This is a genomic window from Amycolatopsis sp. NPDC051045, from assembly GCF_040682955.1.
Taxonomy (GTDB): domain Bacteria; phylum Actinomycetota; class Actinomycetes; order Mycobacteriales; family Pseudonocardiaceae; genus Amycolatopsis.
In genome coordinates this window covers 66,881-79,044 of record NZ_JBFBCC010000023.1, presented here as the reverse complement: position 1 = coordinate 79,044, position 12,164 = coordinate 66,881, and the positions used below count along the sequence as shown (strand labels likewise).

10 protein-coding genes are annotated in these 12,164 nt (G+C 71.7%); 3 read left to right on the top strand and 7 right to left on the bottom strand.

Annotated features, from left to right (window positions below; all coding sequences use genetic code 11):
- Positions 1-23: 23 nt before the first annotated feature.
- Both AB0M80_RS36485 and AB0M80_RS36480 read left to right on the top strand, forming a co-directional pair.
- Entirely contained in the window at positions 24-800 is a 777-nt protein-coding gene (locus AB0M80_RS36485; protein WP_364574066.1) for an ANTAR domain-containing protein, read from the top strand.
- A 101-nt stretch (positions 801-901) separates the two neighbouring features.
- Positions 902-1,297 (top strand): STAS domain-containing protein, encoded by a 396-nt coding sequence (locus tag AB0M80_RS36480; protein ID WP_364574064.1) that lies wholly within the window; start codon positions 902-904, stop codon positions 1,295-1,297.
- A gap of 16 nt (positions 1,298-1,313) precedes the next feature.
- Here the strand turns inward: AB0M80_RS36480 and AB0M80_RS36475 are convergent, their stop codons facing one another.
- From AB0M80_RS36475 to AB0M80_RS36450, 6 genes are all read right to left on the bottom strand, one after another.
- A complete protein-coding gene (locus AB0M80_RS36475) occupies positions 1,314-2,723 on the bottom strand; it encodes a PP2C family protein-serine/threonine phosphatase (RefSeq protein WP_364574062.1) in 1,410 nt (469 codons plus the stop codon).
- Between the two features lie 4 nt (positions 2,724-2,727).
- The gene (locus AB0M80_RS36470; RefSeq protein WP_364574060.1) at positions 2,728-3,465 is read right to left on the bottom strand and encodes a GAF and ANTAR domain-containing protein; all 738 of its coding nucleotides are present in this window, start codon (positions 3,463-3,465) and stop codon (positions 2,728-2,730) included.
- Between the two features lie 175 nt (positions 3,466-3,640).
- Positions 3,641-5,167: a GMC oxidoreductase gene (locus tag AB0M80_RS36465; protein ID WP_364574058.1), complete on the bottom strand. Its 1,527-nt coding sequence runs from the start codon at positions 5,165-5,167 to the stop codon at positions 3,641-3,643.
- On the bottom strand, positions 5,164-6,153 hold the full coding sequence (locus AB0M80_RS36460) for a DUF6114 domain-containing protein (protein WP_364574056.1): 990 nt from the start codon (positions 6,151-6,153) through the stop codon (positions 5,164-5,166). Before AB0M80_RS36460 ends, AB0M80_RS36465 begins: the two co-directional genes overlap by 4 nt.
- Positions 6,154-6,192: 39 nt before the next feature.
- A complete protein-coding gene (locus AB0M80_RS36455) occupies positions 6,193-6,801 on the bottom strand; it encodes a DUF6230 family protein (protein ID WP_364574054.1) in 609 nt (202 codons plus the stop codon).
- Positions 6,802-6,862: 61 nt separating this feature from the next.
- Complete coding sequence (locus AB0M80_RS36450; protein ID WP_364574052.1) at positions 6,863-9,355, bottom strand: hypothetical protein; 2,493 nt, start codon at positions 9,353-9,355, stop codon at positions 6,863-6,865.
- A 447-nt stretch (positions 9,356-9,802) separates the two neighbouring features.
- Between AB0M80_RS36450 and AB0M80_RS36445 the strand changes: the two genes are divergently transcribed.
- Complete coding sequence (locus tag AB0M80_RS36445; protein ID WP_364574050.1) at positions 9,803-10,285, top strand: LuxR C-terminal-related transcriptional regulator; 483 nt, start codon at positions 9,803-9,805, stop codon at positions 10,283-10,285.
- On the opposite strand, the gene AB0M80_RS36440 is transcribed toward AB0M80_RS36445, so the two are convergent.
- On the bottom strand, positions 10,282-12,114 hold the full coding sequence (locus AB0M80_RS36440; protein ID WP_364574048.1) for an acyclic terpene utilization AtuA family protein: 1,833 nt from the start codon (positions 12,112-12,114) through the stop codon (positions 10,282-10,284). The two genes, AB0M80_RS36445 and AB0M80_RS36440, sit on opposite strands and share 4 nt — an antisense overlap.
- Positions 12,115-12,164 lie beyond the last annotated feature (50 nt).

The window sequence follows — 12,164 nt, the reverse complement described above, 5'->3', positions numbered from 1 at the left end:
GAACCAAGACCGGTGGAGGTTCGGTGACCGAGACACTGATGAACGCGGCGGACCGCTGGAGACCGCTGACCGAATTGCTGCAGGCGCTGCTCGAGCGGATCGCCGCCGAGCTGCCCGGGTGCCTCGGCGCGGGCCTGACCGTCAGCCGCGGTGAACGGCCGCTGCGGGTGCTGGCCACCGCGGGCGTCGCCGAACACCTCCTGCCCGCCCAGCTGGCGCACGGCGGCCCGGTCGCCGTCGCGGCCGCCACCGGGGAGCCGGTCACGACCGACCGCCTCTTCGGCGACAGCCGCTGGCCCGAGTTGACCCGCGAGGCGGTGTTCGACGGCGGTCCGGCGACCGCGGCCGTCCGCGGCGCCGTCGCGCTGCCCGGGTACTGGGACGAAGACGGGTCTTTCGTGCTGTCGGCCACGCTCGACCGGCCGCCCGGCGCCGACACCCTGAGCGTCCTGCTGCGTTACGCGAAGCTCACCGAAATGACCCTGGTGGTCGCCGAGACCGCCACCGCGGGCGACCCCGACCAGATGCTCGACCTGCTGGCCTCCCGCGCCGCCATCGAGCAGGCGAAAGGGGCGATCATGGCGCTCCGGCGGTGCCCGCCGGAGGAAGCCTGGCAGACCCTGCGCCGCGCCAGCCAGGAGTTCAACGTCAAGGTCCGCGAGCTGGCCGTCGCCCTCGTCGAGCACCTGGGCGGCCACGTGGCCGCCCAGCCGGAGGGCACTCCGGAGATCCGGCCCGGTGCCCCGGCCCGCGAAGCCGCGGAACGGCTCTGGTCGGCCTTCACGACCGGCTCGCCGTGAAGAAACCGGTTTCCGGGCCGGGCGTTTGGGTATCAAGATCCCGTCCTTGATCACGTCACTGCGGTGCCGGCCCCGGCCGGCGCGGAAGGCCTGCCGAACCCGTGTCCCCCACCTCCCCGGTCCCCACCCGGTCCGCGCCCCTCACGGCGCGCCGGACGGTGTACCGCCCCGGCTTCCTGGTGCTGACCTTGGCCGGCGAAATCGATGCGCTGACCCTGCCGATCCTCGAGCGCGAGCTGCGCGCGGCGCCACCGGGGACGACCGTGGTCGACCTCAAGCAGGTGGCCTTCGTCGGCCTGGCCGGCGCCCGCGCGCTGGCGGCCGCCGCGGAGCGGGCCGGTGCCGAAGGACGGCGGTTCGGGGTGGTGGCGAACAGCCGGACCCTCGCGCGGCTGTTCCGGATCACCGGGCTGGCCGCGGTCGTCCCGATGTTCGCGTCCCTCTCCGACGCCCTGCGGGAGCTGCTGTCGGCCGAAGTGCACGACACCGCTTGCTGAGCAGGCGACGGTCCTCTCAGCGGGCGACCCAGCGGGTGATCAGGATGCCCGCGTCCTGCCGGAATTCCCCGCGGCCGTGGTCGAGGACGGCGCGGGTGAGCCGGCGGGCGATTTCCGGCGGCAGCTCGTCGGCGTCGTGGCCGAGGTGCTCGGCGATCCGCGCGCGGCCGAACGGCTCCCCGGCGCCGTTCGTGGTCTCGGTGACGCCCCGGGAGTACAGCGCGAGCAGGTCGCCGCGTTCGAGCCGGATCTCCGTGACCGGGGGCGGCCCGCCGGCCGAAGCGAACCGGGTGGCGGCGCACTCGGCGGCCGGCAGGGCCTCGCCGCCGCGGACGACCAGGGGCGCCGCCTGCCCGGCGCCGAGCAGGCGCAGGACGCCGGTGCCCAGGTCCAGCTCGGCGAGCACCCCGCTGACGGCCGGCGCGCCGGCGCGGGCTTCGAGCTCCGCGCCGACCGCGGCGAACTGCTCGGCGAGGGAAGCCCCGCCGTGGCGGGCGGCGCGGTAGGCGGCGAGGGCGTTCAAGACGGCGGTGTTCGCGCTGCCGGTGCGCGCGCCGGTGTCGAACATCGCCAGCTGCGCCCGCCCCTCCGAGAGGGCGTAGTCGAACACGGTGCCGCAGAGGTCGTAGGCCGGCTGGACGCTCACGCCCACGACGACGCGTTCGGTGGCGCCGGTGAGCGGCGGCAGGCTCTGCCACAGCAGTTCGGTGGGGGAGCGGCGGAGCCGGTGCCGTCGACGGCGGTCGAGGCCGTCGCCGTACTTGGTCGTGATGGTGACGAGGTGCCCGAGCAGCGCCGACAGCCAGCGGCACTGCTCCCGCAGCACCGGGTCGTCCGGGTCGGCGTCGCCGGACGGGACGATTTCCAGCACCCCGAGCCGTTCGACCCCGTCGAGCAGGACGGTCCACATGGTGCCTTCCCGCGTGACAGTGGTCCCGGCGCGGCGGAACACGTCGCCGCCGACGGTGGTCTCGATGTCGAGCTCCGTGGCGCCCGGCCGCAGCGGCACGAGCGTGCGCTGGTCGTAGTCCGCCAGGTAGACGTCGATCTTCAGGTCGAGGGCGCGGCCCGCCTCGGCGACGATGGCCGGGAGCCGCTCGGGCGGGGCGCGGTGGGCGCCTTCCAGCAGGTCGACGAGCGCCTTCAGAGGGCCGTGCAACGGCTTGGCGTCGGTGACCGAGTGGCTGTAGGGCGCGCGGGCCGGCCCGGTCACCTCGTCGAGCCGCTCGTTGACGGCGTGGGCGACCATGTCACGGTCGACGCGGGGCAGCGCGAACAGCCCGTTCAGGTAGGCGTCCAGCTCCAGCAGGCTCAGGCTGCCGCCGAGCGCGAAGTACCGCATCCACAGCTGTTCCAGCGTCAGGTCGCTCCGGGCGAAGCAGGCGGCGACCAGCCGTTGCTGTTCCTCCTCGGGCAGAAAACGCATGTGTTCACCCTTCCCGCGGCGCGGGGCCGACGAGCTGCTCGGCGGCCTCGGCCGGGCTGACGCCGCCGGCGCGGGCCTGGGAGAGCAGGCGGTCGAACGCGGCTTCCTCGCCGAGACCGTCCCGGCCCATGAGGAAGCCCTTCGCCATGGTGATCAGGTCCCGGTCGCGGAGGGTGTCCTTGAACCGCTCGCTGAACCGGCTGGCCCGTTCGTAGGCGCGGGCATTGGCGACCAGGACCGCGGCCCGGTCGGCGAACGTCATCAGCTCCCGCTCGTCGGAAGGCCCGAACGCACCGGGAGCCGTCGCGTAGATCTTGATGGCCCCGTGGCACCCGTCTTCGGTGACCATCGGAGCGGTGACGACCGACCGCAGCCCCGAGCCGGCCACCGCGGCGCACCACCGCACCCACCGCCGGTCGGTGGTGACATCATCGATCCGCTTCGGCGAGCAATCGGCCAGGGCGGCCATGCAGGGACCTTCGCCCAGCTCGTACTGCAGGGTGTCGGCCTCGCGCACGAGCGGCCCCGACGCGCTGGAGGTGACCAAGCCCCCATCGGCATCGACGAGGGTGACGCCCACCCCCGCGGCGGCGGTGATGGTCGTCCCGGCCAGCGAAACGATCAGTTCCAGCACGGAATCCACGGTTTCCCGCGACAGCAGCAACCCGGACATCCGGGCGGCAACGGTGGCCAGCTCACCATCCAGCGGCAGCTCGCCCGGCGCAGCCTGTTCCGACGACATGGCCGCTGATTACCAATTCCGGGTCATCGGTAAACCTGGGGGCGGGACGTCGTGGTCCCTCCAGGTCAGGAGGTGGATGAGGTGCCGGGGGGCGTGCTGGAATCAGCGTGCACCAGGTCGTGACCGCCTCTGCGCCAGTCGGTGGACCGGCGTTCGACGTGGTCGCCGAACACCGCTACCGGGTCACGGCCGGGCCGTCGGTCAGGTCGCCGACGATGTGGTCCAAGCAGCGCTCGACGATGGCGGCGATGGTGAGCACGGGGTTGACCGCGGCGGTGGAGCCGGGCATCAGGGCGCCGTCCAAGCAGTACAACCTGCGGTAGCCGTGCAGCCGTCCGCAGCTGTCGGTCGCCTTGCCGAGCGGCGCGCCGCCCAGGGGGTGAGCCGCGTGCGGGCCGATCGGGTCGAGCACTTTGATCGTCGGGAGCCCGGCGGCGACCTTGCGGACCGTGGCCGCGAACTGACGGCGCGCGGTGGCGTCGTTGGCGGGATCCCACTCCAGGTGCGTCGTGCCGCTTTCCGGCCGGTAGCGCCACTGCCCGAATCCGTCGGGCAGCCCCATCCCCAGAACGAGCAGGAGCCCGCTGGGCAGGGGGATCGGTCCGTGCAGGACCGAAAGGCCGTCGTCGTGGTCCCAGCCGAAGTACGAGGGCGGCCCGGCCGGTGGCCGGTTCCGGCGGACGGCGGGGGTCACCAGGAAGCACGCCTGGTCTCCGTTCGTGCCCCACTGCCGGCCCACGTGCTCGTTCAGCCGGGGCAGCCCGCCACTGTCGCGGGCGGCGACGAGCAGCTGCGGCGTGTGCACCGCGCCGGCCGCGAGCACGAGCTCGTCGCAGACCAGCACCAGCCGCTCGACGACCGCGCCGCCGATGTCCAGGCGGTCCACCGAAACGCGGTAGCGGCCCTCCTCGTCCTCGGCCAGCCCGGTGACCAGGTGCAGGGGGCGGACTTCGGTCCGGCCGGTCGCCTCCGCGCGGGCCAGGTACGTCCGGTCCACGCTCGTCTTCGCCCCGCTCGCACAGCCGGAAAGAGAGTATCTGCCGATGGTGACCGCGGGTGTGGCCCGGCCGGCCAGTTCCGCTTCGATCGTCTCGGCGTCGAAGCCGCCGACGATCGGCTCGACCCGCAGGCCCGCCGTACCCAGTGCCTCGTGCCAGATCCGCGCGTCGCGGTACTGGGGGTGCTGCAGCAGGGATTCGGGAAACGCCGCCGCCCCCAGCCGCCGGCGCGCCCGGGGGTAGTAGACGGCGTCGAGCTCGGCGTAGTCCAGCTCGGCCGGGAACACCCGGGAGAACGGACCGGGATGCGGCTGCCCCAGCACCCCGCCGTAGGTCAGCGTGCCGCCCCCGACGGCGGCTCCGCAGGCCAGGACGAGATCGGGGTGCACCACCAGCTCCAGCGGCCCGGTGCGTCCTCTCGCCGCCGTGACGGCACCCGCCATGGCCAGCCGTGCGGCCGTGGCCGTGACACCCCCGCGCGGCCGCAGTGACGGCCGTGCCGTGCGGCCCCACAGCAGTTCTTTCCGCCACGGCGAAGCCGCCCCCTCGATCGCGACCGGCCAGCGGCGCCCGCGTTCCAGCACCACGTTGTCCACCCCGGCTTCGGCCAGCCGGAACGCGGCGATGCTCCCGCCGACACCCGAGCCGATGATCACCGCGCGCTGTCGTTCTTCTCTGGCCGTCCCGGCCTCCACGGCGCTCATGTGACGGTCAGCTTCGCCTGGGGGATGACCAGGCGGGCGTGCTTGAGGTCGGTGTTGACGACGGTCACGTCGGTGAACGTGAGGTAGGGCAGCACCAGTGGTGGCGGTTGGGCGGGGGTGAAGTCGACCGGGATGCCGATGAGGCCGAGCAGGCTCAGGGTGCCGGTGAGCCGCAGGGTGAGCAGCTCGACCGGGTCGCCGGTGGCCGTCGAGACGCTTCCGGGGGGCGCGGTGATGGTGCCGGTGTGGCCGTCGGCCAGTTCGCTGGTCTGCCGGAGGCTGGTCAGGTCGACGCGGTGGGCGGTGAACCTGAGCACCGCGACCGTGGCGTCGCCCATCCTGGTGGTTCCCACCCCGAGGTACTGCAGGCCCGCCAGCCGCAGGACCGACGCCGTGAGCACCCACGCCCGGCCCGACGGCGGCCCGTGCGTGACCGCGGCCGCGGAGACCTCGGCGGCCGGAACGGGTTCGGCCGAGCGGGAGACCGCCGGGACGGCGGCCAGCACACCGAAGACGAGGATCGTGGTCCCCGCGGACCGGAACGAGGACGGTGAAGAGCCGGTTTCCCCCTCCCGCCCCTCGTCCGGCTCGGCGGACGGTCCGGCCGGCGGCGCCCACGCCAGCGCCAGTGCCCCGCCGACGAGTCCCAGCACCGTGCCCACCAGGAAGCCACCGAGGTTGCTGCTGACCAAGGCGGCCAGGGACACCACGATCGCCGTCACTCCCGCGGCCACCCGGTACTGGGGTCTGGTCCACAGCGCGACCGTGCAGATCAGGAGCAGGGCGGCGATGAGCAACGCCGACAGCCCGCCGATCGTCCTGATCGAAAGGACCACGTCGCCCAGCCGGAACGAGGCGTACGGCGGAAGCCCGATCACGACACCGGCCGCGAGCAGGAACAGCCCGGCTCCGAAGGGCCGACGGCGGTGCCAATCGCGGAACCTCCGCCAGGCGGCCTCGATCCGGTCACGCCGTCCGCTGCTCATCGGAAGTCCCGTCCGGGCGACCACGGGCGGACCGGGGGCTCAGAAGCACTCATTCTTGCCACTCCTCAGCGACACGGCGAGGTTCTTCAGCCGCAGGGTCTGCGCGTTGGTGCTCCAGGCGACCTGGCGCAGCCGGCCGATCGTCGCGGTGCCGGCCTGCATGCCGAACGCTCCGGGTTGGCCCTTGGCGTCAGCCGGCCCCTTGGTGAGCTGTCCGGCGTCGATGCCGATCTGGGTGTCGGTGAGGGTGAGGTCCCCGGTCAACGAGGCGATGCCCAGGACGATGTCCGTGGCGGCCATGCCACCCGGGCCACCCGAGGTGAGCACGAGGGTCGTGTCGCCCACGAGAGGCACCTTGGGCAGGAAGATCGACTGGCAGAAGTTGTCCAGGGTCGCCTTCCGGAAGGCACCCACGGCGACGACGTGGGCCGCCCCCGAGCCCCGGTCGACATCGCCGTACAGGACGAAGCCTTCGCCGACCAGCTGGTCCGCGCTCACCTGGAACGAACTCCCCGACACCGCGAACGACGCCGCGAGCGCTCCCTGCGACAGCCCCGTGACGAGCGAGGCTGCCCCGGCCAGCGCCAGCCCGAGCACCCCGGCAAAACGGCCCCACCGGATCCGGCCTCGCGATTCCGAGCGTTTCATTTCCGCATCCCTTCCTGGTTTGCCTGGCCTGTCGGCGACTTCGCGACCGCGGCGCGAACGGTCACGGTGCCGCCGGGCGGGTTGTCCCCGCGGAGGCGACCGCCCGCATTCCGATGCGCGGCAGGTGGTAGATGCGCCGGCCGTCGACCCACAGCCACGCCCGGCCGATCGCGTAACAGCCGTGCGCGTCGGTACCTGCCTCGACGACGTCCAGTTCGACGGTGATCAGGCCGTCGGCGGGCACCACTTGCCCGCGGTACTTCCAGCTGACCGGGCTGTCGGTCATGACCGGTTCGAAGCGTGCGCCGGGCACTTGCGCCGTCCGCCCGGACACCACCAGGTAGTGCTGCAGCAGCCGGCAGATCGCCTCGACGCCCAGGGAGCCGGGTTGCACCGGGTCCTGGAAGAAGTGCGCCCGGAAGTACCACTCGCCGGGGTCGACGTCCTTCTCCGCCCGCAGCCGCCCCAGCCCGGCCGGCCCGCCGTCCGGCCAGTACCCGGTGATCCGGTCCAGCATCCGCAGCATGCGGCCGGGAGGGTCGAGGGCGGTCCGGTCCGCCTTCTCCGGCGCCCGCAGGTCCAGTACCGGCCCGCCCGGTGCGGCCAGCCGGGCGCGCTCCGAGGCCGAAGGTGACAGCCCGACCTGGTCGGCGAAGGCCGACGGGGGGAAGAAGCCGAACGTCGTCTCGAGGGTGAACAGGACGGCGCCGTCGGCGGTGCACTCGACCGCGAACGACTCGATGATCATCCCGCTTTGTTCGGCCACCGAGAGGAGCTCGACCTCGGTACGCAGAACCCGGGGCCCCGGCCCGACTTCGCCGAGGACCGTGCCCTCACCGTCGAGGTTGCGGAACCTCAGGTCGTCGGCGCTGTGGCGAGTCCCGACGGTGTGGATCGCCAGCCAGCCACAGGGCTGGAGCACGACCTCCATCAGGACGGCGAAGGGCATCGTCGGCGTGCTGTTCTGCTCGAAGTACCACGCCTCGGCGGGCACGTCGTACTCCGCGGTGACCCGGGATCCCGGACGTGCCGAGCCGAAGGCCCCGTCGACCGAGACCACCCTGCTGAGGAAGTGGTAAGGCGGGCCGGGCAGGCGTGGCCAGCGGGGCACGCCGTCGAACTCGGCGACCTGGGGGCCGAGGGCCGTCGAGGGGCGGCCCCATGCCGAGGCCAGCACCGAAGCGAGATCGGCGGGCACGCCGTCGATCAGGGCGACCGGGCCGGGATCGTGGTAGCCGGCCAAGCCGCCGAGGGCGGGCAGGGGAACGGGCGCGCCGGTGGTCTGTTCGCGGTGTGGCCCGGCGAGGCGCCAGTGCTCCAGTGGCCAGTCGGGAACCAGCCGGAGCCCGACGCCGCTCGCGTGGAACGCCGGGACACCGTCGACGGTGCACAGCAGATCGGCGATCAGGGTGGGCACGGGACCGGCCACCACCGAGACGACGAAGACCTCGTAGGTGAGCAGGCGCGAGTCCGGCGTCGCCTGCGCCCGGCAGCGCAGCGGGCTCGGCCGGTGCGGCACGGGCTCGAACCGCCAGCCGTCCCGCTCCGTGGTGTACCCGAGTCCGGTGAGGAGGAACGCCATCGCCTGGATGCCGCCCTCGAGCATGAGGGTGCCGGGCATGCAGGGGTCGTTGTGGAAGTGCCCGGCGAAGAACCATTCGGTGCCGGTGATCGGCGCCCGCGCCCGCAGGTAGCCCCTTCCCCACGGGCCTCCCCGTGGGTCGAATTCGGGAACATCGTGCAGCAGCAGCAGGTCGCCGGCGGCGATCCGCGGAGTCCGCACGTGGCTGCGGGTGGACCGCCAGCCGGGACCGAAGCACGTCGCCGGGTCGCCGGCGGCGAACGCCCGCACGGCGTCCGCGTCGAAACATGCCGGTGCGCCGGTGATGGCCGGCGGATCGACCGGCGCGGCCGCGGGTGGACTGCCGGCGGCGTCCCACTGCACCCCGGCACTCGCCGCGAGCTCGCGATCGGTGAAGAAACCCGCTTGGCCGCCCCGAAGGGACAGCCGGAGCTCCGCGCCGACATAGCAGTCGTAGTGGAAGAACATCAGCCGGGCGCCACCGTGTTCGGCATGGCCGTCGATGTGGATTTCGTACCGGGGCATCTCGCCGGGACGCGGCAGCTCGCCGTGGTAGGTCAGTTCGCAACCCAGCAACCGGTACCCCCGGTCCTCGTCGATCGCCAGGTCGATCCCCATCCAGCTGATCAGCAGCAGGTCGGCCTGGCCGGCTTCGACCAGGATTCCGGCGGGCATCCGGCCGGCCGGGTCGAGGTACCAGCTGCCGACGCCGACGTCGGTCTCGGTGTGGATGACACCGGTGCCCAGCACCCCCGGCGCGGCGTCGATCGCGGTGACCCGGTCCACCAGCAGCATGGGGGGAGCGGGAAGTCTCGTCTGCCGCCGCCGGTGGTCCTGGGCCGCGAACCGCGGGCCGAACAGGGCGGAGATCCGGCCGGTGGCCAGGTATTCCAGCTGGGACCGGTCGAAGTGCGGACGAGTGCGTGGACCGGGGACCGTGGCGACCGCCCGCGAAACCTTCACGTTGGCCATGCAATGCCTTCTCGAGCTTGGGTCGACCAGGAACGGGTGGGCTGTCCATGTCTGCTTTTTGTCATCTTTTCCGGAATCTTTCGCGACCATAAAGCAAGTATTCGAGGCTGCGGTGATCAGAAATCGGTGCCGATGATCAGCGCCTCAGTCGTAAAGGCAATTGTACGCACATCAAGGCGCGCATTGAACCTTGGTGTCGTGGCCGCTTCGAGGATCACTCCATGTCCGCAGTGGACGCCTGGATCGGGGGAAGATCGACGCGGCACGATTACGGCGAGCAACGTGCGGCGCATTCGCGAGGAAGCCGGTCGGATTCGCCCGATCGGCCCTATGCACCATGCGCCGGTTGTCCGCTATCTTGGATCGCCGTTACTCGTTGAGTCAAGGCAATTCGAAGCAGTCCGCGCGGTGGCGAGACAGGCCGAGGCACGAAAGTAGGGCGACCTGATGCGCCGAAAAGAGCTGGATCCTTCTTCCGGGCAGGACGGCGCCGACGAGGTGGCCGTCCCTTCACCCGGTGAACTCGGCGCCGCCCTGCAGCTCGTGCGCGATCTGCTCGACTGGCAAATCGAAACCACTCGCGAAATCGAAGGAATCATGATCGGACTGCTGGAGGCTTCCTGGGTCAGCGCGCGCGATCAAGGCTCGGCCACGGCCGTGAAGCTGATCGAACTGCTGACGAGCCAGGAGGCCAAGGTGCTGCAGCAGATATTTCTCGGCCGGACCAACCGGCAGATCGCAAAAATGCTCGGCATCACCGAAAAGACGGCCAAGAACTACGTGCAGGCAGTCTTTCGCAAGCTTCGCGTGCACAGCCGGACGGAAGCCGTGTTGGTGGCTGTCCGGAACCAGTGGTTCGACAACGACGTCCACATCGCCGAGCAGCGGTCCGGCGAGGCCGACGCCAGGCGCCGGCCTCGCCGACCCTAAACGCGGTTGTCGGCTGCGGTCCATTCCGGGGTGACGCGAAGCCGCGACGGCAGAACCGAAAGGGGAATGTCGACATGACGCGCTCGCAGGAATTCGCCGACCCCCTTGCCCAGCTGATCCAGTGACAGCCCCGCGGAACTGCTGGGGGCGAGGTAACCGCCCAGGACGAAGCAGAGAGCACGGAGGTTCGGCAGCTCGTACCGTTCGACGGTCACCTCCGCGGGGGCAGCGAGCAGTTCGGTGAGCCGGTCCGTGGTGAGGAAGGACACCAGCCACGGATAGGCGACGTCCTCGGGCACCCAGACGCCGAGGTTGACGTTGCCCGCCTTGTCGCCGACGCGCGCGTGCACGACCTCGCCGAGCGGGCGCCGGGCGGTCGGGCCCGGAGACGGCAGGCCGACCGGTGTGGACGGGCCGCCGGGACCCGGCGGCTGCCCGCCGAAGGGCTTCATGCCCGGCGGGGGAGAGATGTCCAGGACGCGGCCGTCGGCCAGGTGGACCTGGTGCCGCAAGCTGTCCTGGCGGACCTGCCCGGGCCAGTAGTCGATGCGGGGTTGTGGTGCGTTGACGAGCATCTGGGTGATGTCGATGTACAAGCCCGGCACGCTGTTCAGCCAGTAGGAGGTGAGCTGGGACAGGAAGTCTTCGACGTCCTTCGCGGTGGCCCCGGCGACATTCACCTTCACCGGAACGGTGGCCTGCCACTGGTCCGCCGGGTCGTCGGCCGGCCGTCCGCAGGTGAACCGCCGCAGCTCCACGTGGTTGTCCCGGGCGGCGATTTCCCCTTGCCGCGTGAGCACCCGGACCTTCTCGTCGATCTGGAGGCCGGTCAGGAAGTACCACATCGATCCGCGGTAGCCGCGCTGGAAGTTGATCCCCACGCGGGTGGTCTCCGACGGCGCGCTGCCCTTCGCGCCGGTGACCCGCACCCGGTCCGGTCCGTCGGCGGTGACCGTCACCGAGTCGGTGTGCCAGGTGACGTCCGGATTGAGGTACCGGGGTCCCTGGATTTCGTAGACCAGCTGGGCGGTGACGGTGTCGACGGTGACGGCGCCGCCCTCGCCCGCCCGTTTGGTGATGACCGAGTCGCCGTTGCCGTCGATTTCGGCGATCGGGAATCCCGGCAGGGTGTTGTCCGGCACCGTGGTGAAGCCGGAAAAGTTGCCGCCGGTGGCCTGGGCCCCGCACTCGATGATGTGCCCGGCGGCGACCGCGCCGGCGATCTTGTCGAGCTCGTCGCGTTCCCACCCGTGCCACCAGGCGGCCGCGCCGCTGATCAGCGAGGCGTCGGCGACGCGACCCGTGACGACGATGTCCGCACCGTCGTCCAGCGCGGTCTTGATGCCCCAGCCCCCCAGGTAGGCGTCCACTGCGAGCAGCTGCCGTGGGCTCTTGCCGATCGGCTCGCCCGTGTCGATGTCGACCAGCTGTCCTTCGGCGATGAGCCGGCCGGCCTCCTCGCGCAGGTCGTCACCCGTGACGCTGGCGACGTTCAGCCGGAGGCCGCGCTCGGTCACCGCCTGGCGGATCTTCCCGGCCATCTCGGAGGGCGCGTGGACGCCGGCGTTGGTGACGATCTTCAGCTTCTTCTCGGCCACGGTTTCCAGTTCCGGCACCAGCTGCTGCATGAACAGCGGCGAAGAGAACCGGCGGTGCTTTTCCGGCTCGTCGAGGAAGCGAGCCACCACCATCGACTCGACGAACTCGGTCATCGAGTCGCCGACCAGCACGTCGACGGGCTCCCCGTGGACGGCTTCCCCGAAGGCGGAGAACTTGTCCCCCATACCGCCGGAGAAACTGGCGATGCGGACGGGACGGCGCGCGGGCATCGGATACCTCCTGGGGTGGTCGGTCCGGCGGCTGCTTGCCGCCGGTTTGC